Source organism: Paraburkholderia sp. SIMBA_053 (assembly GCF_046534895.1).
Classification (GTDB): Bacteria; Pseudomonadota; Gammaproteobacteria; order Burkholderiales; family Burkholderiaceae; genus Paraburkholderia; species Paraburkholderia caledonica.
Window position 1 is genome coordinate 376,296 of the sequence record NZ_JAWRXU010000002.1, and the last position, 25,908, is coordinate 402,203.

A 25,908-nucleotide genomic window follows, 5' to 3' on the forward strand; every position below is an offset into this window, starting at 1 on the left:
TGCCGTATGGGCGCGGTTCGCTGCCGCGCTTTACGGGCGATGCTTGTCCTGCGTCGGCGCCAGTTTTCGAGTAACCGCTAATGACCACCTCCGTTCGTACCCGTTTCGCACCGAGTCCCACCGGCTTCATTCACCTCGGCAACATTCGCTCCGCGCTCTACCCGTGGGCGTTCGCGCGCAAGATGAAAGGGACCTTCGTGCTGCGGATCGAGGACACCGACGTGGAGCGTTCCACGAGCGAATCCGTGGATGCGATTCTCGAAGGCATGGAATGGCTCGGCCTCGATTTCGACGAAGGTCCGTACTACCAGATGCAGCGCATGGACCGTTATCGCGAAGTGCTGAAACAGATGCAGGACGCGGGGCTCGTCTACCCGTGCTACATGTCGACGGAAGAACTCGACGCGTTGCGTGAGCGTCAGCGCGAAGCCGGCGAAAAGCCGCGCTACGACGGCACATGGCGCCCGGAGCCGGGCAAGGTGTTGCCTGAGCCGCCGGCCGGCGTGCAGCCGGTGCTGCGCTTCCGTAATCCGCTCACTGGCGTGGTGGCCTGGGACGATGCGGTGAAAGGGCGCATCGAGATATCGAACGAGGAGCTGGACGACCTCGTCATCGCGCGGCCGGACGGCACGCCGACCTATAACTTCTGTGTGGTGGTCGACGATCTGGACATGCGCATTACGCATGTGATTCGCGGCGACGACCACGTGAATAACACGCCGCGGCAGATCAACATTCTGCGGGCGCTCGGCGGCGAAACGCCGGTGTACGCGCACTTGCCGACCGTGCTCAACGAGCAGGGCGAGAAGATGAGCAAGCGTCATGGCGCGATGAGCGTGATGGGTTACCGCGACGCCGGCTATCTGCCGGAGGCGGTGGTCAATTATCTGGCGCGCCTTGGCTGGTCGCATGGCGACGCTGAAATTTTCTCGCGCGAGCAGTTCGTCGAATGGTTCGATCTCGAGCATCTGGGCAAATCCCCGGCGCAATACGACCACGACAAGCTGAACTGGCTGAACGCGCATTACATCAAGGAAGCGGATAACGGGCGCCTCGCCGGACTTGCACGGCCGTTCCTCGCGGAACTGGGTATCGACGAGGCCACCATCGCTCAAGGCGCCGATCTGACGGCAGTCGTGGGCTTGTTGAAGGACCGCGCGTCGACAGTCAAGGAGATCGCGGAGAACGCGGCGATGTTCTATCGCACGCCCACTCCCGACGCCGACGCATTAGCGCAGCATGTGACGGACGCAGTGCGCCCGGCGCTCGCCGACCTCGCGGCCGCGCTGAAGACGGTGGAGTGGACCAAGGAGGCGATCGCCGCTGCGCTCAAAACGACGCTCGGCACGCACAAGCTGAAGATGCCCCAACTGGCAATGCCGGTCCGACTGCTCGTGGCCGGCACGACGCATACACCGTCGATTGACATGGTTCTGATGCTGTTCGGTCGCGACGTGGTCGTCAGTCGTATCGAAAAGGCGTTGGCATGAGGCGCGGTAGGGCCAACAAGTGGTCCTGAGTGCATTCGCGGATGCATTGAGATTGTTTGCATGCGACTTCGGAAAAAGTCGCATGCAATTGCTCAAAGGGTATTTACAAAGCGCAGAATGGCCTCTAGAATCTCGTTTCTGTTCTGCAAGGGGGTATAGCTCAGCTGGGAGAGCGCTTGCATGGCATGCAAGAGGTCAGCGGTTCGATCCCGCTTACCTCCACCATCAGAGCAGAAGAGCAGAGTGAAGTCGTTCCGAAGCGTGGAACCTGTAGCAAAAAAGACTTCACAAGCAGCAGTATCGTAGTTAAAATAGCGGTCTTCGCAGTTGACGGAACAACTATCTAGCAGTTAGCGTTGCGCTAGTTAGTCCGAATCAGCGGCGAGTAAAAGACATGTCTGAAAAGATTATGTCCCCTTCGTCTAGAGGCCTAGGACATCACCCTTTCACGGTGAGTACAGGGGTTCGAATCCCCTAGGGGACGCCAAACATCAGCGTCGCTTTAGTGTTCGGGTTAATCCCCGATTTGCAGTAAAGCAGCGCAGCTTGCAGAGAAATAACCGACGCTCGCAAGCCAGGGTGTGAAGACTGGAGTGGTAGTTCAGTCGGTTAGAATACCGGCCTGTCACGCCGGGGGTCGCGGGTTCGAGTCCCGTCCACTCCGCCAGACAAAGCCCGTTCATAAACACTTGAACGGGCTTTTTCATTAAAGGTGTAAGCAGTACGTTGTCCCCTTCGTCTAGAGGCCTAGGACATCACCCTTTCACGGTGAGTACAGGGGTTCGAATCCCCTAGGGGACGCCAAAAAATCGGCGTCGTTCGGTTAGAAGTTGAACGGTGCTGCCGGTAAGCGAGTGCAGCTTGTTTGCCTGGTGTCAAAATCTGGAGCGGTAGTTCAGTTGGTTAGAATACCGGCCTGTCACGCCGGGGGTCGCGGGTTCGAGTCCCGTCCGCTCCGCCAGATTTAAAAAGCCCACTTCGTAAGAAGTGGGCTTTTTTGTTTCCGCTGACGGTCCCGCCTGGATATGCTCGGGACAAACAGCCATTGCCAGCGTGCGCGGCCTGTTTTACCGTTGATCCGACTTCTCTTCGCCGTGCTGCCATGTTCGATCCAACCGAAGCTCCGTCATCGTTCCATCTGCGTAAAGCCAGCATGGATGATTTCGAGTTCGCCGAGGCGCTGACTCACAGCAACATGGGTGGCTATTATCAGCGCCATCATCTCGTCTGGCGCGGCGATCTGTTTCTGGGCAGTTGGCGCGAGTCGGAGAATTTCATCCTCGAAATGGACGGCAAGCCGATTGGCGTGCTGCGCATCACGCAGGAAGGCGATTCGCTTCATATCCGCGACGTGCAGATTGCCGAGGGATACCGGCGGCTCGGCGCGGGCACCTATCTGCTGGATATGTCGCACCAATGGGCGCGCGAGCGCGGCCTGCGCGAACTGCAATTGCGTGTGTTCGTCGACAATCCCGCGGCGCGGCTCTATCAGCGCAAAGGCTACAAGTTGGCCGGCCCGCGGCTTGCCCAGTTGGGCGCGATCCGTCATCTCGCTCGGCGAGTTTGAGCCGCCAGGCGGCGGTTTAGCGATCCGCGTCGCTCGCCGCGTCCGCGCGGTTCCGTGCGACCGGACCGTCTACGTCGTTGATTTGCGGATCGTCGCGGTCTCCTCCGTTTTCCAGCCGATGCTCCGAGCCCCGCTCGATAAACGCGCGCGGGCTTTCGCCAAACGCCCGCCTGAACATCGCGGAAAAGGCGCTCTGACTCTGATAGCCCAACTCCTGCGCGACATGCGACAGTGGCCGTCCCTGACTCAGCAGCGGAATCGCCCGCGCGAGAATCGCCTGTTGCCGCCATTGAGAGAAACTCACGCCAAGCTCCTGACGAAAGAGACGCGCGATCGTTCGCGTACTCGCTCCTACGCTCGCCGCCCACTGTTCGAGTGATTCGCCCGGCGCCGGATCCGCGATTACCGCCTCGCATAGCGCGCGCAGCCGCTTTTCGTTCGGCATTGGCACCGATAGCGGCAGTGGCTCCGAACGGGTTAGCTCATCAATCGCAAGCGCGCCGAGCAACTGCTCGCGCGCGGGCGAGATGCCGGGCGTGTCCAGCGCGGCAATCACTTCGCGCAGCAGATTCGAGACTTCGACCACGCGTGGGGCGTCGAGCCCGGCAGGCGCCGTGCTTTCGGTGATGTACAACGTGCGCAGGAACGCGTCTTCGACGGCCACGACTTCATGCGTGACATGCGGCGGCACCCAGATCGCGCGAGAGGGCGGCACCATCCACGTCGTGCCAGTTGTCGCCACCCGCAGCACGCCGCGCGATGCATACGCAACCTGCGCCCACGCATGCGTATGACGCGCGAAGTGAGAACCCATCGGCATGGGTCGCGAGCGCACGCGAATCGGATGCGTGTCGTTCGGCTGAAACTCTGGCGGAGTGTCGGTCAAGCTGACGAAGCTGGACCGGTCCGAGCCGGCGTACGGAGTCATGGCAAAAGTCGATCCACGGAACAAAACGCTGCGGGTACGAGGCCCGAACCCGAGCGGATTCTCATTGTAGAGCGTGCATGGTGTTGGACGTTGCATAATGTCCGATCGACCGACGACCTATTCGAGGAGCACCAACCACGATGCAAACCGTCTTTGTATATGGCACGCTGCGGGCGGGCGAAGTGAACGACATCCGCGAAGCCGCGGCTCGCAACGAAATAGCGGAGCCGAATCTGCTTGGCACGGCCACGGTTCGCGGCCATCTGTTCGACTTCGGTTCGTACCCGGGACTCGTTGTCGATGAACAGGGCGTAGACGTAACCGGCGATGTCTACGAAATTGACGACGAACTCGTCGCCGTGCTCGACGAGATCGAAGCGGTGTATCCCGGCGTCGAAGATCGCTTTCTGGCCCGGGAAGTGATGGTGAAAGTGGACGGCAACGTCGTGAACTGTCGCTTCTATCCGGTCACGCCTCACGCGGTGAAGGGCCTGCCGGAAATCAAGTCCGGCGATTGGGTCGAGTATCGCGCCACGCGCTGACGCGGCCGCCGCGCTCTCGCATGTGCTGATGCGCCCGTATGCGCGTTCCCGCGCATAAGAAACGGCCCGCCAGGCATGCGCCTGACGGGCCGTTCGCTCGATCAATCGTCGCACGCACTCGTCGTTACAACACGACAAGCGTTCGCGCTCAGATTTCTTCGTAAAGCGGCAGCGTCAGAAAGTCGGTGAACTGCTCGGACGTCGACATCTCTTCGAAGATCTGAGCCGCGCGTTCATACGGTTTCGTATCGCCACCGACCGCCTGCTTCACCTTGTCGAGTTCTTGCACGGCGAGTTCACGCACCAGCTCGGCCGTTACCTTGCGGCCATCGTCGAGCGTGCCCTTCGGCGAGCGAATCCACTGCCATACCTGCGAGCGCGAAATTTCCGCGGTAGCGGCATCTTCCATCAGATTGTGGATCGGCACGCAGCCGTTGCCAGCGAGCCACGAGCCGAGGTAGTGAATGCCGACGTTGATGTTGTTGCGCAGACCGGCTTCGGTGATCGGCGCTTCCGGACGGAAGTCCATCAGGTCCGTGGCAGTGACGAGCACGTCGACGCGTTGCTTGCCGATCTGGTTCGGCTTGTCGCCGAGCACCTTGACGAATTCTTCCATCGCGATCGGCACGAGACCCGGGTGAGCGACCCAGCCGCCGTCATAGCCGTCGCCAGCATCGCGCGCCTTGTCCGAGCGCACGCCGGCCATTGCCTTGTCGTTCGCGGCCGCATCGTTCTTGATCGGAATCAGCGCGCTCATGCCGCCAATGGCCGGCGCATTGCGGCGATGGCACGTCTTCAGCAGCAACAGCGCATACGCGCGCATGAACGGCGCGGTCATCGTGATCTGCGAGCGGTCTGCGAGACAGAAATCGCGGTCGGACTTGAACTTCTTGATCGCGGAGAAGATGTAGTCCCAGCGGCCTGCGTTCAGCCCCGAGCTATGTTCCCGCAGCTCGTACAGAATTTCGTCCATCTCGAACGCGGCAAGAATGGTTTCGATCAGCACCGTCGCGCGAATCGTGCCGCGCGGCACGCCGACCGCTTCCTGCGCCGCGACGAAGATGTCGTTCCACAGGCGCGCTTCGAGATGGCTTTCCATCTTCGGCAGATAAAAGTACGGGCCCGAGCCGCGCGCGACCAGCTCCTTTGCGTTGTGCACCATGAAGAGCGCGAAATCGAAGATGCCGCCCGACACGCGCTTGCCGTCCACCTTCACGTGCTTTTCGTCGAGATGCCAGCCGCGCGGACGCAGGATCAGCGTGGCAACCTTGTCGTTCAACTTATAGCTCTTGCCGTTCTGCTCGAGCGAGATGGTGCGGCGCACGGCATCTTTCAGGTTCACATGGCCGGTGATCTGGTTGTCCCAGCTGGGCGCGTTCGAATCCTCGAAATCGGTCATGTACGAATCCGCGCCCGAGTTCAGCGCGTTGATGATCATCTTGCGCTCGACCGGACCGGTGATCTCCACGCGGCGGCATTTCAGATCTTCAGGCAGCGGCGCAATGGTCCAGTCGCCGTCGCGTACGCTCTTCGTCGCGGCGAGAAAGTCGGGACGCTCGCCGGCGTCGAGCCGTTTCGTGCGTTCCGTCCGCGCCTGCAACAACTGCTGACGACGCGGCTCGAACGTGCGATGCAATGCGGCGACGAGTTCGAGCGCTTCGCGTGTGAGGATCGTTTCATAGCCCGGCTTGATTTCAGCGGTGATTTCCATGCCCTGCGGCAGCGACAACGATGACAGCGGATTCGCCATGTTTTCTCCTTGGTCGGTCAGATTGCAAGATGCAAAGTTGAAATGCAGCGGTAGTTGATTCAGTAGATTCAGTTGATTCAATGAGTTGCGACAGGGGAGCTTCATGCGCCGGGGCTGTGGCGTATGCGGCTCGCTGTGGTGTGGGCGCGTCCGGCAGATGTGACGGTCTTCAAAAAAGCCAATAGATCGCTCATGCCCGCGCCCGTGCCGTGCGGCGTCACGCCCAGTTCTTCGAGGGGAGCGTTTTGCCGGTTGAGCCAGAACGTCGTGAAGCCGAACCACGTTGCGCCGGCGACGTCCCAGCCATTCGACGACACGAAGACGATCTCGCGCGGAAGCACGTCGAAGGCCTGAGGGCCGAGCGCATAGGCGGCGGGCGCGGGTTTGTATGCGCGTACGGCATCGACGGAAAGCACATGGTCGAACAGGCCGCTCATGCCCGCGCTCTTCACCGCGACGTCGAGCATTTGAGGGTTACCGTTCGACAGAATCGCGAGGCCGGGGCGCGAACCGCCTGACGTGCCTACTGCAGAGGCCGGCCCGCGTGAGGCTCGGGATGCGGATGCCGGCGACAGCCCGGAGGTAGTGGCAGACGTAGACACAGACGCCGAGTCCCTTAGCAAACGCAGCGTTGGCACCGCGTCGGGGAACGCGGACAGGCACGCGTACTCATCCATCAGACGCTTTTCAGCAGTACGGCCGAGCGTGAGTTGAAGTTTTTTCGCAGAGAAGCGCAGCGCGTCGAGCGTGATGTCCCAGAACGGCCGGTAGTGCGCAGCGTCGCCGCCGGCATCGGCCAGCGTGCGCAACTGCGTGTATTCGATCTGTTTCTGACGCCACAACTGCGAGAGTGCGTCGCCGTGTCCGGGGAACAACTGCTCCGCGGCAGCGATCACCGAATGCACGTCGAAAAGCGTGCCGTAGGCGTCGAAAATCACTGCTTTGGGAGAGAGTGTCGTTGTGGCCGACATTGCCGTGCGCTCCTGTCAGAGGTCAGGACGGATTGTATTAGGGCTGCTGTGCGCTAAAAAAGAGGGCAAAGATCACTTGATCTTTTACTTTCATCCACCTAATCTGACGCGCTCCGGCCAACTTCGCCGCGCTAGCGGCGTCCTTCCATGGACCGTTTCAAGCAGATCGAGACCTTCGTCACTGTCGCCGCGAAAGGCAGCCTGTCTGCCGCGGCGCTTGCAGAAGGCGTGGCGCCCGCGATCATCGGACGGCGAATCGATGCGCTCGAAGAACGCCTTGGCGTCAAATTGCTGGTGCGCACGACACGCAAGATCACGCTGACCTTCGAAGGCTCGGCATTTCTCGAAGATTGTCAGCGCATCATTCATGACATGCAGAACGCCGAGGCGAGCGTGTCGGCGGGCGGCGTCAAGGCGAGCGGCCACTTGCGGCTCTCCGCGCCGGCCGGTTTCGGGCGCCGCCACGTCGCGCCGCTGGTGCCGGCGTTCACGGTCGCGCATCCGGATGTTTCGATCACGCTCGATCTGTCGGACCGGCTCGTCGATCTGGTCAACGAAGGTTTCGATTGCGCAGTGCGGCTCGGCGAATTGCCCGATTCGTCGCTGGTGTCGCTCAAACTCGGCGAAAACCGGCGTGTGTGCGTGGCATCGCCTTCGTATCTGAGCCGGCGCGGCGCGCCGCATAGCCTTGCGGATCTTGCTCGGCACAATTGTCTCGCGCTCGGTGCAAGCGCCAACCAGCAGCGCGGCTGGATGTTCCAGCAGGCCGATAAGGTCGTATCGATCAAGGTGTCCGGCACGATGGAATGCTCGGACGGCGCCGTGCTGCACGAGTGGTGTCTCGAAGGCCACGGCCTCGCATGGCGTTCGTGGTGGGAAGTGGGCGCGGACATCGCGGCAGGGCGCCTCGTAAGCGTGCTCGACGAGTTTGCCGCGCCGCCCATTGGCATTCATGCGGTGTTTCCTCAGCGCCGCCATTTGCCGTTGCGAGTGCGGCTTTTCCTGGATTTTCTCAAGCATACGTATGGCCTTCCGGAGTACTGGGGCTGACGCGTCGCAACGGGTTTTCCATACTCGGACAGACCCTCAATAACGGTTGGCGACAGGTATCCACGACCTACAATTCTTTTGAGGCCAGCACGCGAAGCCTCGGCCGGCGCTGACGCATGGTCCATTCACGAGCCTGAAAAGTGTGGCAATGCCGCGCCGAACGAAGGCGAGAGGGCAGCCGGACACGGATACGGAGGGCACATGTTCAAGCACATTCTCGTTCCGACCGATGGTTCAGATCTCTCGCGCAAGGCGATGGCCGGCGCGATCGACCTCGCGCAGGCGGTCGGCGCGCGCATCACCGCCTACGCATGTCTGCCGCAATATCCGTATGCGCCGTTCTCCGACATCGTTGTCGAACCGCCGTCCGAGTTTCTCGAACGCAGCGAACGCGAAGCGCAACAACATCTGCGCGAAGTGGAGCTTGCCGCGAGCCGTGTCGGAGTAGTCGTCGACAGGCGCACCAGCGTGCATCCGGCGCCTTATCTCGGCATAATCGAAGCGGCGGAGCGGGGCGCATGCGACGTGATCTTCATGGCCTCCCACGGACGTCGCGGTCTCGGCAGCCTGCTGATCGGCAGTGAAACGCAACGGGTGCTCACGCATACCAAAATCCCGGTGCTGGTGTACCGCTGAACTTCGGAGACGTTACGGTTTCGCAGCCTTGCGGCTCGCAGCTCCAGCGGAAAACGCGCCGGCAGTCAGCCGGCGCGTCGTCCCATTCGCCGCACAATGATTTGTGCTGGCTTTCTGTCTAGCCCCCGCCTTGCGAGAACCCGCCATCGCCCCGCATTGATATGCGGATACGGCGATGGCGAGACTCCTCCCTGTCGACGGCGACCCCCCGGCAAAACCGCTTCGCCGTTGTTCCGCCGTCTGTCTGCCTTACGTTTCGCGATCGGGCCGCGAGGCCGTTACGCGACTTTCTTGTCGAAGAACTGTTCGTCTTCCGTCGAGCCGTGCAACGCGGTGGTCGATGCTTCGCGCTCGACCGTTTGCGTGACCGCGTCGAAGTAGCCGGTGCCCACTTCGCGCTGATGCTTGACCGCGGTGAAGCCCTTTTCCGCTGCCGCGAATTCGGCCTGCTGCATCTCGACGAACGCCGTCATCTGATTGCGGGCATAGCCGTGCGCGAGGTTGAACATCGAGTAGTTCAGCGCGTGGAAGCCGGCCAGCGTGATGAACTGGAACTTGTAGCCCATCGCGCCCAGTTCGCGCTGGAACTTGGCGATGGTCGCGTCGTCCAGGTTCTTCTTCCAGTTGAACGACGGCGAGCAGTTGTACGACAGGAGTTGATCCGGGTACTCCTTGTGGATGGCGTCGGCGAATTTCTTCGCGAACTCGAGGTCCGGCTTGCCCGTCTCGCACCAGATCATGTCGGCGTAAGGAGCGTAAGCGAGGCCACGCGAAATGGCCTGTTCGAGGCCCGGCTTCGTGCGGTAGAAACCTTCGACAGTGCGCTCGCCGGTCAGGAACGGCTTGTCGTTTTCGTCGACGTCCGACGTAATCAGGTCGGCTGCTTCCGCGTCAGTGCGAGCGAGCAGCACGGTCGGCACGCCCGACACGTCCGCGGCGAGACGCGCAGCTGTCAGCTTGGCGACGTTTTCGCGCGTCGGCACCAGCACCTTGCCGCCCATGTGACCGCACTTCTTGACCGACGCGAGCTGATCTTCGAAGTGCACACCTGCCGCACCGGCTTCGATCATCGCCTTCATCAGTTCAAACGCGTTCAGCACGCCGCCGAAACCGGCTTCGGCGTCCGCGACGATCGGCGCGAAGTAGTCGATGTAGCCTTCGTCGCCCGGGTTCTTGCCTTCCGACCACTGGATCTGATCGGCACGCGTCAACGTGTTGTTGATGCGCTTGACGACGAGCGGCACGGAGTTCGCCGGGTAAAGCGACTGATCCGGGTACATTTCGCCGGCCACGTTCGCATCGCCCGCGACCTGCCAGCCCGACAGGTAGATGGCTTTCAGACCCGCCTTCACCTGCTGCATTGCCTGGTTGCCGGTCAGCGCGCCGAGGGAATTGACGAACGGCTCCGTATTCACGCTATGCCAGAGCTTTTCCGCGCCGCGCTTGGCGAGCGTGTGCTCGACCTGCACCGAGCCGCGCAGACGGATCACGTCCTCGGCGGTGTAGCTGCGCTTGACGCCTTTCCAGCGCGGATCGGTTTCCCATTGCTGCTGAAGTTGGCGGGCTTGTTCTTCGCGCGTCGTCATAATATTCTCCTTGGTTGCCTGAAATGGATGATCAAATCTGTCTTCGTCGAAGCGGTTGGCCTTGAAGGCGTTCCGTTTCCCGAACTCTTATATAAGAGTCTAGGCAAATCCATGGAGACACAACAGCGGCCTGCGCGCGATTTTCCGATATTTATTCCTTATAAAAATCAAAAACTTATATGTTTCGTTCCGCATTAAGAAACGATTTTTCCCATCTTGCAATTGCCATGTTGTGCCGTGCAGCACGATTTTTTACGACGCAAAAAATTTTTGCACATCGTGAAATTTGGGAGGTGATGGGAGTGCGGGCGAAAAAAAACCGGTGCATGAGCACCGGTTTTTCGTTTGACCCGACGACAGCGCAAGGCTGCGGGGTCTGTAAAACTAGGTCTAGCTGCTGCCAGACAGGCGCGCCCGTCGCATTGAAGCGGCCAAAGGAGCTTGCTGGCCGCGCGCGCTAGCGCGCTTTAGCTGCCGCGACGCGCGGTACGCGGGCCGTCGCTGCGGCGTGCGCCGTAGCCGCCGTCACGGGAGCCGCCGTAGCCTTCACGCGAACCGCCGCCGAAGCCGCCGTCACGCGAACCGCCGCCAGCCGACTTGCCGGCCCAACCGCCGCCGGTGCCGCTGCGCGAGCTGCTGCCGTTACCGGCCGGCTTGCCCGAGCCGCTGCCAAAGCGGCGTCCGCCGCCATTGCCGCCGCCCGGACGGCCACGGCCGCCAAAGCCAGGACGGCCGTTACCAGACGGAGCCGACTTGCGCGGCTCGAAGCCAGCGACGACGTTGACCGGCAGCGGAGTACGGACGAAGCGCTCGATGCGCTTCAGTGCGCCCTGTTCGGCGTGATGCACGAGGCTCACGGCGATACCCGAGCGACCGGCACGGCCAGTGCGGCCGATACGGTGCACGTAGTCTTCGGCGAACTTCGGCAGGTCGTAATTGAACACGTGCGTGATGCCCGGAATGTCGATACCGCGAGCGGCGACGTCCGTTGCGACCAGCACGCGAACGCGACGCTCGCGCAGTGCCTTGATCGTGCGATTACGCGCGCCTTGCGGCAGATCGCCGTGCAGTGCCGCCGATTCGAAACCAGCGTCAGCAAGACGGCCGGCCAGTTGGTCCGCGTCCATCTTGGTCGCCGTGAAGACGATAGCCTGGTCGAGGCCCGCGTCGCGCAGCAGATGGTCGAGCAGACGGTCCTTGTGATCGCGGTCGTCGACGTAATGAACGGTTTGCGCGATGTTGGTGCGCTGTTCGAGGCGCTGGACGATCTCGATACGCTCCGGATCCTTCAACAGGCGGCCGGTCAGCGAACCGATCTTGCCGTCGAGCGTGGCCGAGAAGAGCATGGTCTGACGCGTGGCCGGCGTGGCCGCGACGATCGTCTCGATGTCTTCGATGAAGCCCATGTCGAGCATGCGGTCAGCTTCGTCGAGCACGAGAATCTGCAATTGCGACAGATCGATACGGCCGCGTTCCAGGTGGTCGATCAGACGGCCCGGCGTGGCAACCAGGATTTCCGGGTTCTTTGCAAGCAGCATCAGCTGCTGGCCATAGGCGACGCCGCCCAGAATGCTGACGGTGCGCAGGCGCTTCAGATGCTTGCCGTACGTAGCAGCGGCGGTGGTGACCTGCATCGCGAGTTCGCGGGTCGGCGTCAGAACCAGCATGGTCGGACGGGCAACCGGTTGCGGGCGGCGCGTGCGTGCGCCGTCGGCCGGACGCGGTTCGCGCGGCTGGCTGGCTTGCGCCTTCTGCAATTGCGAGAAACGTTCGATGGCCGGCAGCATGAAAGCGGCGGTCTTGCCCGAACCGGTCGGGCTCGAAACCAGCAGGTCGCGACCGGCGATGCCAGCAGGAACTGCGCGTTGCTGAACCGGCGTCGGGTTCTGGTAGCCAGCGGCGGTCAGCGCGGAGACGACATCCGCGGACAGGCCGAGCGACGCGAACGTCGGACCGGCGGGCGCGGCGGCTTCAGCGGCGACGGCCGGCGCGGCAGCGACGGCTTGCACGGGTGCGTCGGCGAGACCGAGGGCTTGGTCGGCGATGGCGTTCAACGGGCTGCTGGGGGTATTGCTCGAAGTCATGAGAATCCTTGAAACACAGGGAATTAAAACGTCGGCGCCAATCGGCATACCCAAGTCGTCGGATTCAGCGAGCAAAGAAGCAGCGAGCAAATCGAAAAACGGGGGCAACTCGCAACAATAAAGGCGAGTTTTTCGTTAGAAGCTGTATCGGATGCGACAGGCCAACATTGGCTTGCCGCCAGCCTGGGACATGATCGCCCGTAGGGGGCTAGGCAGGAGGGGACAGGTTCTAAACTGGATTGGAGCTAAACGCTACGAGGCGCTGCGCCGCAAAGGCCGATAATGAAAAACCGGGCAAAGCAGTGAAGCGCAGGCAACATTGTATAGGTATTTGTTGCACTGCGCCACTGTTAAGACATTTCCTGGCGCGACTCTCGCGCTTGAGATCGCGCGACGCTCCGCTGCGAGCGGCTCGGCGTCAATTGCACTTTACGCGGACGCGCCGCTCTTCAGCGATTCGACCAGTTCCACGTACTGTTGCTTGGCGGCGTCCTGCGCAGTGCCCTTGAGCGCCGCCCACGCGTCGTACTTGTATTTGCCGACGATATCCGTGAAACCCGGCTTGTCGCCTTGAACGTCGCCTTCGCTGGCTTGCTTGTAGAGGGCGTAGAGGCGCAGCAGTGTGAGGTTGCCCGGACGCTCCGGCAGTTGTTTGACGTCTTCCTGGGCTTGGGTGAATTGCGTGTCGAGGTCCGTCATCGTCGTGCTCTCCGGCGGGATGGTTAGGTGGCCGACGATCATAGCAATTGCATGCCACGGCGTGGCCGAGGGCTTATTCCAAACGCGAGCCACGTGCGAGCAGAGGGAGTGCGCACCAGTTTTGTATCGGTGGTCGCGCTAGCGTGGACCTCGTCATCACAACGCGCGTTGCAGCCGAGCCCAAACCGCATCCGCGCGCGGCGCCGATTACAATACGGTCCATGACTCAAACAGTGCTTCTTGCCCTCGATACTTCCACCGAATTCTGCTCGGTAGCGCTTCTGTCTGCCGCCGACGCCGGTGCAGCGGGCCACGCGCGCGCCGAGTCGCGTGTGTGGGTCCGTCACGAGCAGACGGGCGCCGTGTCCACCACCCGCCTGCTGCCTGCAATCCGCGAACTTTTCGACGAAGCCCGCCTGACCCTCGCCGACTGCAACGCCATTGCGTTCGGTTCAGGTCCCGGCTCGTTCACCGGCCTTCGCACGGCGACTGGCGCCGCGCAGGGGCTGTCGTTCGGCCTCGATCTGCCGGTGGTGCCGGTCAGCACGCTGCTGGTTTGCGCGGAGAGTGCGCGGCGCCGCAATCCGGCCGCTACGCGCGTGCTGGCGGCGCTCGACGCCCGCATGGACGAAATCTACTGGGCCGACTACGCGTGGGACGAGGTTGACGGCGAATGGCGCACCGTTCAACCTGCCTCGCTCGATACGCCCGAGCGGCTCGTGTTGCCCGACGAACCGTTCACGCTCGCAGGCAACGCCGCCGCGGCCTTCGGCGCGCGGCTGCCGGCGCTCGCAGCCGCCCGGACCGTCGATCATGAAGCATTGCCGCATGCGCTGCCGCTCGCGTACGCCGCGTTGCGTGCGTTCCACGCGGGCCGCACGGTCCCGGCCGATCAGGCCGCGCCCGAGTACATCCGCAACAAGGTCGCGCAAACAACGGCCGAGCGCACCGCGGAAAAGGCCGCCAAGGCGGAGCAGGCCGCGGCGCTCGCTCATCACGCCGAGCCTCGCGAGGGACGGCAATGAGCGGCGTGCTGCTGGCGGACCGCTACATGTCGCCCATGACCGAAGGCGACCTCGACGAAGTGGCCGCCATTGAAAAGCTCGCCTATGAATCCCCCTGGAGCCGCGTCAATTTCGGCGACTCCCTGCGCAACGGCTATTTCGGTGTCTGTCTGCGGCATGTGACGGGTACGCTGATCGGCTATTGCGTGCTGATGCCGGTCGTCGACGAAATGCATCTGCTGAATCTGTGCGTGACGCCCGCCGCTCAAGGGGCGGGCGCAGGACTCGCGCTACTGCGGGAAGCCGTGCGCATTACCCGCGCCGAGAAACTCGACGGTTTGCTGCTGGAGGTGAGGCCGTCGAATCATCGCGCCATCCGGCTCTATGAGCGTTTCGGCTTCGCGTCGATCGGCCGGCGCAAAAACTATTATCCGGCGCGGCATCGCAGCCGGGAGGACGCCATCGTGATGCGTTTATCGTTTGTCAGGGAGGGCGCGGATGGCGCTGCATGAATCAGTACTGGAAGAGTTCGGGCTCGCGCCGCGCTGGGTGCGTCGCGGGATGGCCGCGACGCCGGAAGCCGCTGACGAACCCGGCGCGGAGCAGGGCGCCGACGCGCCGCGCCCGCACGGTGCAAGCGACCTCACGCGGCTCGATGCGCGCGAGCCTTCTTCGGTCGGATTGACGCCGCAGACGTCGCACACGCCGGCTATGCGCGCGGCAGAGCCGTCGCGACAAGCCGACGACGAGCAGATGCAGACGCCGACGCAGACGCGGATTGGAAACGATGCGCGAGGTCTCGAAACACAGCGGTCCCAGCCGGAAGCGCAACTGAATGATTCGCAGCAGGCCGAGCCGCTTGAGCGTGCTGAACAGTCCGCGCGCCGCTCAGATCAATCGGCAAATGGCGCGGAGCCGGCGCAGCAGCGCGCGCCACGTGCCGCCGAAAGCCGCAATCCGGCTAGCGCGAGCGCCGAGCCGCACATGCCGGAGTCGTCGTCATTCGACGCTCCTCCCGCCGACGACTTCGCCTGGTTCGACGATCTCCCTCTTCATCCGCCGGGCGACGCTGGCGCACCGATGCACGCGCTCGGCGACACGCCTCAACCTCCCGCGATCCACACGCTCGACTGGGACGCGCTGAGCGAGCGGGTGTCAACCTGCGAGCGTTGCCGGCTGTGCGAGAAACGCACCAGGACGGTTTTCGGCGTAGGCGATCGGAACGCCGACTGGATGCTGATCGGCGAAGCGCCCGGCGAGAACGAAGACCGCGTGGGCGAGCCGTTCGTCGGCCAGGCCGGCAAGCTGCTCGACAACATGCTGCGCTCACTCACGCTGGCGCGCGACGCGAACGTATATATCGCGAACGTCATCAAGTGCCGGCCGCCCGGCAACCGCAATCCCGAGCCTGATGAAGTCGCGCGCTGCGAACCCTATCTGCAACGCCAGGTGGGGCTCGTAAAGCCGAAGCTGATCGTAGCGCTCGGTCGCTTCGCCGCGCAAAGCCTGCTCAAGACCGACGCGAGCATTTCGTCGTTGCGCGGCCGCGTCCACGAGTACGAGGGTGTGCCGGTGATCGTCACCTATCACCCGGCCTATCTGCTGCGTAGCCTGCCGGACAAGGCCAAAGCATGGGCCGATTTGTGCCTCGCGCGAGATACGTGGCGTGCGGCCGGCGGCGCAGCGTCGAACGCGGCAAAACAGTGAGCGCGGATGAGCCGGCGGCGCGCAAAAACGTCGCCGGCGCTTACTCTGTCGGAGTGGCTGTTGGGAGCGGAGATTCCGTCCCAGCCGATGCCGCCAGCGCGCACGCCGTTCTTCCCACATTGCTCGACAAGCTGCGCGACTGCGCAGTTCGCGATCTCGCCTGGCTGTTGTTGAGCGCCGATTTGTTGCGTCCGCAACCGCCGATGGGCGAACTCGCTACTCCATTCGCGTCCTTGCGGCAACTCGACGACATCGTCGACTGGCTGTGCGCGCTCGATGCAGCGCCCGCTCCGCTGCATGACGATCTCGCCGCAACGCGCACGACTCGCCTCGGCCGCTACGCCGAACGCTTGCTCGGCTGGTTCCTGCAACATGGCCCCACGGCCAGGTTGGTCGCGGCGGGCGTGCCGCTGCGGCGTGCGGGGGTGACGCTGGGCGAATGCGATTTCCTGCTGCACACGCAAGAGGGTGCGCGGCTTCATTGGGAGCTTGCGGTGAAATGCTATCTGCATGCCGGCAATGTCGACGCGCGAACCGCGCCGCTATCACCGTCCGCATCATCGCTCACGTCATCGCTCACGTCATCGCAGTTATCGGACTATGTCGGCCCGAACCTCAAGGACCGCTTCGACCTCAAGCTCGCCCATCTGCTCAGTCATCAATTGCCCTTGAGCGCGCGCGAAGATTTTGCATCGACGGGTTATCCGGGACCGTGGACGCCGCAAATGTTCGTCAAAGGATGGTTGTTCTATCGGCATGGCGAGACGCCGGCAGATGCGGCCGAACTCGACCCCGCGCATGGCCGCGGCTGGTGGGTGACACGCAGTGAGTGGCCGGACTTTGCAGCGGCGCACGCGCAGCATTGGCGCGTCTTGCCGCGGCTCGAATGGCTGGCGCCGCGACGTTATGCTCAAGACGCGGAGCAGACCGCCAGCAGGGCGTTGATCGATCCGCTAACGCTCACCGCTCGAAGCGCCCAGCCAACCGGCCCGACCATGATCGCCGCATTGGCAGAAGACGCGGCGGGCAGCCTGGTTGAACGCTCGCGTGGCTTCGTCGTACCCGACGAGTGGCCTGAGCAGGCTCAGGCCTACGCAAAGCAGTAGCGCGGCCGCGTTACCACCATCGATAAAAATGATGCACGGGGCCGACGCCGTTGCCGACGTCGAGCCGATCGCTCGCCTGCAATGCGCCGGTCAGGTACTCCTTGGCATCCGCGACCGCGCTCGCCAGATCGTCGCGTTGCGGCATCAGTGCTGCGATCGCCGACGACAGCGTGCAGCCCGTTCCATGCGTGTTTTTCACCGGCACACGTGGGCCACCCAGCCGCAGCGTGCCGCTTTCCTGGATCAGCCAGTCCGGACTGTCGGTTGCGCTCAAATGACCGCCTTTCATCAGCACCGCGCGGGCGCCGAGCGCGCGCAGCGCTTCGCCTTGCTCGACCATGCCCGCTTCGTCGGCAGCCGGTTGCACGCCGTCGAGCAGTGCGGCGGCTTCGGGAAGATTGGGCGTCAGCAGATCGGCAAGCGGCAGTAGTTCTTCGCGCAATGCGGCGACCGCATCCGGCAGCAAGAGCGCGTGGTTGCTCTTCGAAATCATCACCGTATCGAGCACGATGTACGTGGGCTTGTGCCGCCGCAACGCGTCGGCAACTGCACGGACAATCGACGCGTTGGCGAGCATGCCGATCTTCACCGCGTCGATGCGGATGTCGTCGAACACGGCGTCGAGTTGCGCGGTAATGAAGCCCGCGTCCGGCGCGTGGATCGCGGTGACTCCGCGCGTGTTCTGCGCGGTGAGCGCGGTAATCGCGCTCGCGCCGTAAGCGCCGAGCGCCGAGAAAGCCTTCAGATCGGCCTGAATGCCGGCGCCGCCGCCCGAATCGGAACCGGCGATGGTCAGCACATTGGGAATCGGTTGAGTCATCGCAAAGCGGGAAAAGGTGAAGGCGCGAGGGCGGCGGCAGAAGCGGACGCGCCCCGGCGCGTTAGTGCTTGACTTCGCCGATCAGCGCGACGGAGTCGAACGCACGCTGGTTCGCCTGGTGACGCCGCATCACGAGCCACATCATCAGGCAGACGAAGGTGCCGAACAGCACGATGACCGCCGTGACCGGCACGTCGAGCCAGACGAGCACCGCGTACAGGCACAGCATGACGAGCACGGAGAGGTTCTCGTTGAAGTTCTGCACGGCGATCGAGTGACCCGCCGACAGCAACACGTGGCCGCGATGCTGGAGCAGCGCATTCATCGGTACGACGAAGAAGCCCGACAGGCCGCCGACGATCATCAGGAAGACATAAGCGACGATCAGATAACCCGGCACGTGCATCCGGCCGAAGTACAGCCCCCAGTGCGAAGGGAACAGGTTGCGCGTATAGAAGGCCATGAGCATGACGGCAAGCCCCATCATGATGCCCACCGGCAGCACCGACAGCGACTTCTTCAGCGGCACGCGCGAGGCCGCGAAGATCGCGCCGCCCGCGACGCCGACGGCCACCACCGCCTGCAGGATTGCCGCTTCCGAGAGCGACATGTTGAGCGACACTTCGGCCCACTTCAGCACGATGAATTGCAGTGTCGCGCCCGCGCCCCAGAACAGCGTTGTGACCGCGAGCGAGATTTGCCCGAGCTTGTCGCGCCACAGCACGAGAAAACAGTCGGCGAAATCGGTGACGAGTTTGATCGGGCCGCGTTCCTGCTTCGGGTAGCGCGCGCCGGTGTCGGGAATGCGCAGATTGAAGAGCGCAGCGATGACGTAGATCACCATGATGACCAGCATCGCCGCTTCAGCGGGCGTGTTGACCGTGGGGATATGGTGCCGCAGGATCGGCGCAGCAATATGCGGACTGATCAGCGCTCCACCGAGCACCGTACCGAGAATGATCGAGCCGACCGTGGTGCCTTCAATCCAGCCGTTTGCGGCGACGAGCCTGTCAGGCGGCAGCAGTTCGGTCAGAATTCCGTATTTGGCGGGCGAATACGCAGCCGCGCCAAAACCCACGATTCCATACGCAAGAAGCGGATGCGCGCCGACCAGCATCGTGATGCAGCCGAGCACCTTGATAGTGTTCGTGATGAACATCACGCGTCCTTTGGGACGCGAATCGGCGAAGGCGCCCACGAAGGCGGCTAGAACGACGTACGACAGCACAAAGAACAACTTGAGCAGCGGCGTCATCCAGTTCGGGGCGTGTAGATCTTTCAGCAGTGCGATAGCAGCGATCAGAAGCGCATTGTCGGCCAGCGACGAAAAAAACTGCGCGGCCATGATGGTGTAAAAACCTTTTTTCATCTGATGCGATGCTGTCCTCGCTGCGGTCTGTCCGCCCCGGCCGTTTGTTATGCGTCCGGGCTTATGCCGTTCGAAATGGGTTGTGCGCACGGCTTTATATCATGAAAATAGCTGCATTCAGACTAGCAGAATCCTTGATCGCACCGCCCAGCGGGCTGCCGCGCGTTGAAAACGCCCTGTAAGCCGCTGATTCGCAAGCGTCTTTACGAAAATACTCCATGCCGCGCCCCCTCTCAGCCACGATTCACACCTCCGCCCTCGCCAATAACCTCGCCGTCGCGCGCCGCTATGCGCCTAAATCGAAGATCTGGGCGGTCGTGAAGGCCAATGCGTACGGCCATGGCCTCGCGCGCGCTTTCCCAGGTTTGCGTGCAACGGACGGCTTTGGGTTGCTGGACCTCGAAGAAGCCGTGAAGTTGCGTGAATTGGGTTGGGCCGGCCCGATTCTTTTGCTCGAGGGCTTTTTTCGTCCGACGGATATCGACGTCATCGACCGCTATAGCCTGACCACGGCGCTCCACTCGGACGAGCAGTTGCGCATGCTGGAAATGGCGCGGCTTTCGAAGCCTGTGAACATCCAGTTGAAGATGAATAGCGGCATGAACCGGCTCGGCTACACGCCGGAGAAATTCCGCGCGGCGTGGGAGCGGGCGCGCGCCTGTCAGGGCGTCGGTCAGATCACGCTAATGACCCATTTTTCCGACGCCGACAGCGAGCGTGGCGTGGCTCACCAGATGGAAGCGTTCGAGCGCGGTGCGCAGGGCATCGCCGGCATGCGCAGCCTTGCCAATTCGGCGGCCACGCTGTGGCATCCGCAATCGCACTTCGACTGGGTGCGCCCGGGCATCATTCTGTACGGCGCGTCGCCGTCGGGCATGTCCGCGGCAATCCAGGGCACCGGCTTGCAGCCTGCCATGACGCTCACGTCCGAACTGATCGCCGTGCAGAACATCGCGGAAGGCCACACGGTCGGATACGGTTCGCTCTTCAAGGCGCGCGGGCCGATGCGCATCGGCGTGGTGGCGTGCGGTTACGCGGACGGTTATCCGCGAGTCGCGCCGGAAGGCACGCCGGTGATCGTCGAGGGCGTGCGCACGCGGGTCGTGGGACGCGTGTCCATGGACATGCTCACCGTCGACCTCACGCCGGTTCCCACTGCGAACGTGGGCTCGCGCGTCGAGTTGTGGGGTGCGTCGCTGCCGATTGACGACGTTGCGCGCGCCTGCGGCACGATCGGCTACGAGCTGATGTGCGCGGTCGCGCCGCGCGTGCCGGTGCGTGCCGAGTAGTGTCCGGCAATGCGTATTGACGCGGGGCAATAGCGGAGCGCGCTGCTTCATCGAACGGCGCGCTCGAGACAGGAACACCAAACAACAGTAACCAGGCAAGAACGCGTGGCAAAAGCAAAAACGTTGTACGTATGCAGTGAATGCGGCGGTCAAACGCCAAAGTGGGCGGGTCAGTGCCCGTCCTGTCAGGCTTGGAACACACTCGTCGAATCGGTCGCCGAAACACCTTCCACCCATCGTTTCCAGTCGCTCGCAAAGAGTGCGCCGGTGCGGCGTCTCGCCGATATCGAAGCCTCCGACGTGCCGCGCTTTTCCACCGGCGTGGGCGAATTCGACCGGGTGCTCGGCGGCGGCCTCGTACCGGGCGGCGTGGTGCTGATCGGCGGCGATCCAGGCATCGGCAAATCGACGCTTCTTCTGCAGTCGCTCGCCGAGATTGCCGCCGACAAACGCGCGCTTTACATCAGCGGTGAAGAGTCGGCCGCGCAGATTGCGTTGCGCGCGCAACGGTTGTCGCTGCTGGAACCAGGCTCGAAAGCGAGCGAACTGCAATTGCTCGCCGAAATCCAGCTTGAGAAAATTCAGGCGACGATTGCGGAGCAGCAGCCCGACGTCGCGGTCATCGACTCGATCCAGACCGTCTATTCCGACGCGCTGACGTCGGCGCCGGGCTCGGTCGCGCAGGTGCGCGAGTGCGCCGCGCAATTGACGCGCATCGCGAAGCAGTCGGGCACCACGATCATCATGGTCGGCCACGTGACCAAGGAAGGCGCCCTCGCGGGACCGCGCGTGCTGGAGCACATTGTCGATACGGTGTTGTACTTCGAGGGCGACACGCACTCGTCGTTTCGCCTCGTACGCGCGATCAAGAACCGCTTCGGCGCGGTCAACGAACTCGGCGTGTTCGCAATGACCGAGCGCGGCTTGCGCGGCGTCGCGAACCCGTCGGCGCTCTTTCTGTCGCAGCACGAGCAGTCGGTGCCGGGCTCGTGCGTGCTGGTCACGCAGGAAGGTACGCGGCCGTTGCTGGTGGAAGTTCAGGCGCTGGTGGATTCCGCCAATGCGCCGAATCCACGGCGCCTCGCCGTCGGCCTGGAGCAGAACCGGCTCGCGATGCTGCTCGCCGTGCTGCATCGGCACGCGGGCATCGCATGTTTCGATCAGGATGTGTTCCTGAACGCGGTGGGCGGCGTGAAAATCACCGAGCCGGCCGCGGATCTCGCGGTGCTGCTCGCCATTCATTCGTCGATGCGCAACAAGCCGCTGCCGAAAGGGCTCGTGGTATTCGGCGAAGTAGGTCTTGCCGGCGAAATCCGGCCGTCGCCGCGCGGCCAGGAGCGCTTGAAGGAAGCCGCCAAGCTCGGCTTCTCGGTCGCCGTCATTCCAAAGGCCAACGCGCCCAAGCAGCCGATAGAAGGCTTACAGGTTGTTGCGGTCGAACGTATCGAACAGGCTATCGACCGGGTCCGCACCCTTGAATAGACGCCGATAGCGCGCGTGGTGCGCCACGCGCGCGCCGTAATGCGCCGTAAATATCTCCAGGTTGGTTGTAACCAACAAGCCCTTCCTTTTTCCTTAAGCTGCAAAGCTATTGCATCCCTTCCGATGCCCGAAAAAGGATCGCGCCTTGAAACACTCACATGAAACCATCGCCGAAGGGCCGATACAGGTGCGCGGCTGCCGGGTCTCAGCGCCCATTCACCAGCCGTGGGGCGGCACTTGCCGGATTGTCGAGTGGATCGACAGAACGGGGCAGATTTCGCGCCGCGTGGTAGCCGGCGACGCGACCGCCGCCGAGGTGCGCGCCACCATCAATCGCCATGTGGAAGGCCGCAAGCATCTGCTGTACGACGACGAAAAGACGCCGCGTCAGACGTTGCCGCGGCAGACGGTGGCGCGCCGGTGAAGCTGCGGGCCGGCGCGAGGTGTTGAAGAGCGTTGCGCCTGGCTCGGGCTTCGATTGCGCTTTGCCGGCGCTCTGGTCACGTTTCGCGCAGGTGTTGAGGTGCGGTTCAATCGTGCTCCGGTCGCGCTTTAGGGCGCGCGTCGCTTCGGGTCTTCAGATCCGTTTATGAGTTCATCCGGCTCGTCGTGCTCGTCAAGCTCGTCGTGCTCGTCCTGCGCTTGCGGATTGAACAGTGGATGCTGGGCCGCTTCGGCCGCCGTCAAGACTGGCGAGACGCAGCAATCGAGCGGCTCCAGCAACGCGACCCATTCATCGAGCGCACGCGAACCGATGACGTCGGCGAGTTCCCGTGTGATCGCAACGGCGTCCGGTCCACCGATCGCCTGGCCGAGACTCCAGTGGCGCGTGGCCCATTCGGGGCGGTCGAGCGCCATGCACAGGCTTTCCCAGAACTTCAGCTCCAGCGCGCCCACCGCGAGCCAGCGGCCGTCCAGCGTACGGTACAAGTTGTAGCAGGGCACGCCGCCGTTCAGCAGGCCCGCGCCTGGCCCTGTGTGTTCCGTTGCGTTTCGCGCCGTGTTCCCGGCGGCGCTGGCCGCGCTATCTCTCGCGGCATCTCCCGCGGAATCGCCATTAGCGAGCGCGACCTGCGCGATCACGTTGTGCGCGTGAGTGGCGTGTGTCATCGAAACGTCGACGAAACGGCCTTCGCCGCCGCGCGACACATGCCATAACGCAGCAAGGATCTGCGTAACCGCGCTGAGCGCGCCGCCGAGCAGGTCGGCAATCTGGAAATTCGGCACGATCGGCGCGCCGTCGCGGTCGGTGAGTTGATCGAGAACGCCCGCGTAGCCGATGTAATTCAGATCGTGCCCGGCATGATCGGCGAACGGGCCGCGTGCGCCGTAGCCGCTGATCGCGCAGTACACAAGCCGCGGATTGGCCGCACGCAGCGTCGCGTAGCCCACGCCGAGCCGATCCATCACCCCCGGCCGGAAGCTTTCGATCAACACGTCCGCTTCGGCCGCGAGCGCTCGCAGCACGTTGCGTCCTGCTTCCGACTTGAGGTCGAGCCGCGTCTCGCGCTTACCGCGATTCACCAGCCGGTAAAACGCGCCGGGCCGTCCGGCCACGCGGTCGCTCGACGATTGCATCATTGTTCGCGTCGGGTCTCCGGCGCCCGGCGCTTCGATTTTCAGCACTTCGGCGCCGAGTTCGGCAAGCCGCAGCGCGGCGACCGGTCCGGGCAACAGACGCGTGAGGTCGAGCACGCGCAGGCCTCTTAACGGAGGCGGGGCGGACGCCGCGTTCGAAGCCGAGTTGGCGGCGGATACGGAAGATGCAGCGGAGGACATCGCAGATGACAAAGCCAACCTCTCGTCGATGCCGGCGCGGATCGCGGACAGCGTCCCGCTAGCCGATTTGTTCGAGTTCCTCGTGTGTCTCTAGCCATTCGGCTTCGAGTGCTTCAAGGCGCGCGTTCACGTCTGCCTGACGGCGAATTGCGTCCGTCAGTTTGCTCTTTTGAGCCGGCTCGTAGCTGGCAGGATCGGCGACGAATGCATCGAGCGTCGCTTTTTCCGCGTTGAGCGCGTCCATCTCCTTCTCGATCTTCGTGATACGGCTTTGCAGCGGCTTTTTCAGGTGCGCTAGCTTCTGACGGGTTTCCGCTTCCAGCCGGCGCTGTTCCTTGCGATTCACGCCGCCGTCCGCGCCGTTGTCGCCATTGAACGCGCCGTTCGCCGCATTGCCCGCTTTCAACGCTGCGCGTTGCTCGGCCGCATGTTGCAGCAGCCAGTCGCGGTAATCGTCGAGATCGCCGTCGAATTCCTGCAAACGGTGCTTTGCGACCAGCATGAACTGATCTGTCGTGGCGCGCAGCAAATGCCGGTCGTGCGACACGAGGATCAGTGTGCCTTCGAACTGAGCGAGCGCCATGGTCAGCGCGTGCCGTGTTTCGAGATCCAGGTGGTTGGTTGGCTCGTCGAGCAGGAGCAGGTTCGGCTTCTGCCAGATGATCAGCGCAAGTGCCAGCCGCGCCTTTTCGCCGCCGGAGAAAGGAGCGATCTTCGACGTCGCCATTTCGCCGGAAAAGTTGAAGCTGCCGAGGAAGTCGCGCAATTCCTGCTCGCGCGTATCCGGCGCAAGGCGCGCGAGGTGCTGCAACGGCGTGTCGTCCGCGCGCAGCGTTTCGAGCTGATGCTGCGCGAAGTAGCCGATGCGCAGACCTTTGCCTTCGCGCACGTGCCCGCCGAGCGGCGCGAGCGTGCCGGCCAGCGTCTTGATCAGCGTGGACTTGCCCTGGCCGTTTGCGCCGAGCAGCCCGATGCGCTGGCCGTTCTGGATAGACAGCATCACGCGCTCGACGATCGGAATTTCAACGCCTTCTTCGCTGTGATAGCCGCAGCGCACGTCCTCCATCACCATCATCGGGTTCGGCGCGGAATCGGGCGTGCGAAATTCGAAGGTGAACGGCGACGCAGCGTGCGCCGGCGCGATCAGTTCCATCTTCTCGAGCGCCTTCACGCGGCTTTGCGCCTGGCGCGCCTTGGTGGCCTGTGCCTTGAAGCGGTTGATGTAGCTCTGCAGATGCTCGACCGTGCGCTGCTGCTTTTCGTACGCGCTCTGTTGCAACGCGATCTGCTGCGCCCGCAGCACTTCGAACTGCGAGTAGTTGCCGCCGTAACGCTTGATCTGCTGCTGTTCGAGATGCAGCGTAACGTTGCAGACCGAATCGAGAAATTCGCGGTCATGCGAGATCACGATCAAGGTGCCCGGATAACGGTGCAGCCAGTCTTCGAGCCAGACGATTGCGTCGAGATCCAGGTGGTTGGTCGGTTCGTCGAGCAGCAGCAGATCCGAACGGCACATGAGCGCCTGCGCGAGATTGAGTCGCATGCGCCAGCCGCCCGAGAAACTGCTCACCGGTTCGCGGGTCTGGTCGAGCGTGAAACCGAGACCGAGCAGCAGCGCTTCAGCGCGCGCGGGCGCGGTGTAGCCGTCGGCGTCTGCAAAGGCTGCATGCGCGTTGGCTTCGGCCGCGCCGTCGTGCGCGGCGGAGGCGGCCGCGATCTGCGCTTCGATTGCGCGCAATGCCGCGTCGCCGTCGAGCGTATAGGCGAGGGCGGTCTTGTCCGCAGCGGGTGTTTCCTGCGCGACGTGCGCGATCTGCCACGTTGGCGGGATCGAAAAATCGCCGCCGTCCGCATGCAGTTCGCCGAGCAGCACGGCGAACAGTGTCGACTTGCCAGCGCCGTTTGCTCCCACGAGGCCCGCCTTTTCGCCGGGATTCAGGGTGAACGTGGTGTTGTCGAAGAGCGGCTTGGTGCCGCGCGCGAGGCTGAACTGGTTAAAGCGGATCACGAAGAGGCCGGCTTGAGAAAAACGCTATTTTAGACTGCCGG

General features: G+C 63.2%; 22 protein-coding genes and 5 tRNA genes. 17 read left to right on the plus strand and 10 right to left on the minus strand.

The window, feature by feature from the left end; genetic code table 11:
- The first annotated feature begins 80 nt into the window (after positions 1 to 80).
- From gltX to SB753_RS08260, 7 genes are all read left to right on the plus strand, one after another.
- Positions 81 to 1,490, plus strand: a complete 1,410-nt coding sequence (gene gltX / locus SB753_RS08230; RefSeq protein WP_408484865.1) for a glutamate--tRNA ligase — start codon at positions 81 to 83, stop codon at positions 1,488 to 1,490.
- A 149-nt stretch (positions 1,491 to 1,639) separates the two neighbouring features.
- Positions 1,640 to 1,715, plus strand: a tRNA-Ala gene (locus tag SB753_RS08235).
- A 186-nt stretch (positions 1,716 to 1,901) separates the two neighbouring features.
- Positions 1,902 to 1,977 (plus strand) — tRNA-Glu (locus SB753_RS08240).
- A 103-nt stretch (positions 1,978 to 2,080) separates the two neighbouring features.
- Positions 2,081 to 2,157 (plus strand) — tRNA-Asp (locus SB753_RS08245).
- A gap of 61 nt (positions 2,158 to 2,218) precedes the next feature.
- Positions 2,219 to 2,294 (plus strand) — tRNA-Glu (locus SB753_RS08250).
- A gap of 80 nt (positions 2,295 to 2,374) precedes the next feature.
- Positions 2,375 to 2,451: transfer RNA gene (locus SB753_RS08255), tRNA-Asp, on the plus strand.
- A gap of 141 nt (positions 2,452 to 2,592) precedes the next feature.
- Positions 2,593 to 3,057 carry a GNAT family N-acetyltransferase gene (locus tag SB753_RS08260; protein ID WP_020065592.1) on the plus strand — a complete coding sequence of 155 codons (465 nt, stop codon included), beginning with the start codon at positions 2,593 to 2,595 and terminating at the stop codon, positions 3,055 to 3,057.
- Between the two features lie 16 nt (positions 3,058 to 3,073).
- On the opposite strand, the gene SB753_RS08265 is transcribed toward SB753_RS08260, so the two are convergent.
- On the minus strand, positions 3,074 to 3,985 hold the full coding sequence (locus SB753_RS08265) for an AraC family transcriptional regulator (protein WP_088174720.1): 912 nt from the start codon (positions 3,983 to 3,985) through the stop codon (positions 3,074 to 3,076).
- Between the two features lie 140 nt (positions 3,986 to 4,125).
- Between SB753_RS08265 and SB753_RS08270 the strand changes: the two genes are divergently transcribed.
- Positions 4,126 to 4,527, plus strand: a complete 402-nt coding sequence (locus SB753_RS08270) for a gamma-glutamylcyclotransferase (protein ID WP_088174719.1) — start codon at positions 4,126 to 4,128, stop codon at positions 4,525 to 4,527.
- Positions 4,528 to 4,675: 148 nt separating this feature from the next.
- Here SB753_RS08270 and aceB read toward each other — a convergent pair whose 3' ends face one another.
- Together aceB and SB753_RS08280 are read right to left on the minus strand one after the other, a co-directional pair.
- Positions 4,676 to 6,277: a malate synthase A gene (aceB, locus tag SB753_RS08275; protein ID WP_410799928.1), complete on the minus strand. Its 1,602-nt coding sequence runs from the start codon at positions 6,275 to 6,277 to the stop codon at positions 4,676 to 4,678.
- 101 nt (positions 6,278 to 6,378) lie between these two features.
- On the minus strand, positions 6,379 to 7,248 hold the full coding sequence (locus SB753_RS08280) for a (S)-2-haloacid dehalogenase (protein WP_410799930.1): 870 nt from the start codon (positions 7,246 to 7,248) through the stop codon (positions 6,379 to 6,381).
- A gap of 147 nt (positions 7,249 to 7,395) precedes the next feature.
- Here SB753_RS08280 and SB753_RS08285 point away from each other — a divergent pair, with 147 nt between their 5' ends.
- Entirely contained in the window at positions 7,396 to 8,298 is a 903-nt protein-coding gene (locus tag SB753_RS08285; protein WP_020065597.1) for a LysR family transcriptional regulator, read from the plus strand.
- A gap of 201 nt (positions 8,299 to 8,499) precedes the next feature.
- Positions 8,500 to 8,934, plus strand: a complete 435-nt coding sequence (locus SB753_RS08290; protein ID WP_020065598.1) for a universal stress protein — start codon at positions 8,500 to 8,502, stop codon at positions 8,932 to 8,934.
- A gap of 278 nt (positions 8,935 to 9,212) precedes the next feature.
- Here SB753_RS08290 and aceA read toward each other — a convergent pair whose 3' ends face one another.
- From aceA to SB753_RS08305, 3 genes are all read right to left on the minus strand, one after another.
- Positions 9,213 to 10,520: an isocitrate lyase gene (aceA, locus tag SB753_RS08295; RefSeq protein WP_027775357.1), complete on the minus strand. Its 1,308-nt coding sequence runs from the start codon at positions 10,518 to 10,520 to the stop codon at positions 9,213 to 9,215.
- A gap of 467 nt (positions 10,521 to 10,987) precedes the next feature.
- Positions 10,988 to 12,604 carry a DEAD/DEAH box helicase gene (locus SB753_RS08300; RefSeq protein ID WP_410799933.1) on the minus strand — a complete coding sequence of 539 codons (1,617 nt, stop codon included), beginning with the start codon at positions 12,602 to 12,604 and terminating at the stop codon, positions 10,988 to 10,990.
- Between the two features lie 429 nt (positions 12,605 to 13,033).
- Positions 13,034 to 13,303, minus strand: a complete 270-nt coding sequence (locus tag SB753_RS08305; RefSeq protein ID WP_027775355.1) for an acyl-CoA-binding protein — start codon at positions 13,301 to 13,303, stop codon at positions 13,034 to 13,036.
- Between the two features lie 221 nt (positions 13,304 to 13,524).
- Here SB753_RS08305 and tsaB point away from each other — a divergent pair, with 221 nt between their 5' ends.
- Genes tsaB through SB753_RS08325 form a run of 4 tightly spaced genes read left to right on the plus strand, consistent with a single transcriptional unit; the run spans position 13,525 to position 17,120 of the window.
- Positions 13,525 to 14,328: a tRNA (adenosine(37)-N6)-threonylcarbamoyltransferase complex dimerization subunit type 1 TsaB gene (tsaB, locus tag SB753_RS08310; protein ID WP_410799935.1), complete on the plus strand. Its 804-nt coding sequence runs from the start codon at positions 13,525 to 13,527 to the stop codon at positions 14,326 to 14,328.
- Positions 14,325 to 14,819 (plus strand): ribosomal protein S18-alanine N-acetyltransferase, encoded by a 495-nt coding sequence (gene rimI, locus SB753_RS08315; RefSeq protein ID WP_410799937.1) that lies wholly within the window; start codon positions 14,325 to 14,327, stop codon positions 14,817 to 14,819. Before tsaB ends, rimI begins: the two co-directional genes overlap by 4 nt.
- The gene (locus tag SB753_RS08320) at positions 14,806 to 16,014 is read left to right on the plus strand and encodes a uracil-DNA glycosylase family protein (RefSeq protein WP_410799938.1); all 1,209 of its coding nucleotides are present in this window, start codon (positions 14,806 to 14,808) and stop codon (positions 16,012 to 16,014) included. The genes rimI and SB753_RS08320 overlap by 14 nt, the downstream gene beginning before the upstream one ends.
- Positions 15,969 to 17,120, plus strand: coding sequence for a DUF1853 family protein (locus SB753_RS08325; protein ID WP_410800286.1), 1,152 nt, complete (start codon positions 15,969 to 15,971; stop codon positions 17,118 to 17,120). The genes SB753_RS08320 and SB753_RS08325 overlap by 46 nt, the downstream gene beginning before the upstream one ends.
- A 10-nt stretch (positions 17,121 to 17,130) precedes the next feature.
- On the opposite strand, the gene thiD is transcribed toward SB753_RS08325, so the two are convergent.
- Entirely contained in the window at positions 17,131 to 17,940 is an 810-nt protein-coding gene (thiD, locus tag SB753_RS08330; protein WP_410799939.1) for a bifunctional hydroxymethylpyrimidine kinase/phosphomethylpyrimidine kinase, read from the minus strand.
- Positions 17,941 to 18,001: 61 nt separating this feature from the next.
- Positions 18,002 to 19,309 (minus strand): lysophospholipid transporter LplT, encoded by a 1,308-nt coding sequence (gene lplT / locus SB753_RS08335; RefSeq protein ID WP_020065607.1) that lies wholly within the window; start codon positions 19,307 to 19,309, stop codon positions 18,002 to 18,004.
- A gap of 218 nt (positions 19,310 to 19,527) precedes the next feature.
- On the opposite strand from lplT, the gene alr reads away from it, so the two are divergent.
- The 3 genes from alr (at position 19,528) to SB753_RS08350 (ending at position 22,504) form a co-directional block, all read left to right on the plus strand.
- Complete coding sequence (gene alr, locus SB753_RS08340; protein ID WP_020065608.1) at positions 19,528 to 20,598, plus strand: alanine racemase; 1,071 nt, start codon at positions 19,528 to 19,530, stop codon at positions 20,596 to 20,598.
- A 105-nt stretch (positions 20,599 to 20,703) separates the two neighbouring features.
- Positions 20,704 to 22,080 (plus strand): DNA repair protein RadA, encoded by a 1,377-nt coding sequence (radA, locus tag SB753_RS08345; protein WP_088174711.1) that lies wholly within the window; start codon positions 20,704 to 20,706, stop codon positions 22,078 to 22,080.
- A 145-nt stretch (positions 22,081 to 22,225) separates the two neighbouring features.
- A complete protein-coding gene (locus SB753_RS08350; RefSeq protein WP_020065610.1) occupies positions 22,226 to 22,504 on the plus strand; it encodes a DUF2866 domain-containing protein in 279 nt (92 codons plus the stop codon).
- Between the two features lie 128 nt (positions 22,505 to 22,632).
- On the opposite strand, the gene SB753_RS08355 is transcribed toward SB753_RS08350, so the two are convergent.
- Positions 22,633 to 23,859: a CaiB/BaiF CoA transferase family protein gene (locus SB753_RS08355; RefSeq protein WP_410799940.1), complete on the minus strand. Its 1,227-nt coding sequence runs from the start codon at positions 23,857 to 23,859 to the stop codon at positions 22,633 to 22,635.
- A gap of 58 nt (positions 23,860 to 23,917) precedes the next feature.
- Positions 23,918 to 25,867 carry an ATP-binding cassette domain-containing protein gene (locus SB753_RS08360; protein WP_088174709.1) on the minus strand — a complete coding sequence of 650 codons (1,950 nt, stop codon included), beginning with the start codon at positions 25,865 to 25,867 and terminating at the stop codon, positions 23,918 to 23,920.
- Positions 25,868 to 25,908 lie beyond the last annotated feature (41 nt).

Bases quoted from the DNA above. Each gene is read 5' to 3' on its own strand.
- gltX (WP_408484865.1), top strand. From the start codon at position 81: ATGACCACCTCCGTTCGTACCCGTTTCGCACCGAGTCCCACCGGCTTC.
- SB753_RS08260 (WP_020065592.1), top strand. From the start codon at position 2,593: ATGTTCGATCCAACCGAAGCTCCGTCATCGTTCCATCTGCGTAAAGCC.
- SB753_RS08265 (WP_088174720.1), bottom strand. From the start codon at position 3,985: ATGACTCCGTACGCCGGCTCGGACCGGTCCAGCTTCGTCAGCTTGACC.
- SB753_RS08270 (WP_088174719.1), top strand. From the start codon at position 4,126: ATGCAAACCGTCTTTGTATATGGCACGCTGCGGGCGGGCGAAGTGAAC.
- aceB (WP_410799928.1), bottom strand. From the start codon at position 6,277: ATGGCGAATCCGCTGTCATCGTTGTCGCTGCCGCAGGGCATGGAAATC.
- SB753_RS08280 (WP_410799930.1), bottom strand. From the start codon at position 7,248: ATGTCGGCCACAACGACACTCTCTCCCAAAGCAGTGATTTTCGACGCC.
- SB753_RS08285 (WP_020065597.1), top strand. From the start codon at position 7,396: ATGGACCGTTTCAAGCAGATCGAGACCTTCGTCACTGTCGCCGCGAAA.
- SB753_RS08290 (WP_020065598.1), top strand. From the start codon at position 8,500: ATGTTCAAGCACATTCTCGTTCCGACCGATGGTTCAGATCTCTCGCGC.
- aceA (WP_027775357.1), bottom strand. From the start codon at position 10,520: ATGACGACGCGCGAAGAACAAGCCCGCCAACTTCAGCAGCAATGGGAA.
- SB753_RS08300 (WP_410799933.1), bottom strand. From the start codon at position 12,604: ATGACTTCGAGCAATACCCCCAGCAGCCCGTTGAACGCCATCGCCGAC.
- SB753_RS08305 (WP_027775355.1), bottom strand. From the start codon at position 13,303: ATGACGGACCTCGACACGCAATTCACCCAAGCCCAGGAAGACGTCAAA.
- tsaB (WP_410799935.1), top strand. From the start codon at position 13,525: ATGACTCAAACAGTGCTTCTTGCCCTCGATACTTCCACCGAATTCTGC.
- rimI (WP_410799937.1), top strand. From the start codon at position 14,325: ATGAGCGGCGTGCTGCTGGCGGACCGCTACATGTCGCCCATGACCGAA.
- SB753_RS08320 (WP_410799938.1), top strand. From the start codon at position 14,806: ATGGCGCTGCATGAATCAGTACTGGAAGAGTTCGGGCTCGCGCCGCGC.
- thiD (WP_410799939.1), bottom strand. From the start codon at position 17,940: ATGACTCAACCGATTCCCAATGTGCTGACCATCGCCGGTTCCGATTCG.
- lplT (WP_020065607.1), bottom strand. From the start codon at position 19,309: ATGAAAAAAGGTTTTTACACCATCATGGCCGCGCAGTTTTTTTCGTCG.
- alr (WP_020065608.1), top strand. From the start codon at position 19,528: ATGCCGCGCCCCCTCTCAGCCACGATTCACACCTCCGCCCTCGCCAAT.
- SB753_RS08355 (WP_410799940.1), bottom strand. From the start codon at position 23,859: ATGTCCTCCGCTGCATCTTCCGTATCCGCCGCCAACTCGGCTTCGAAC.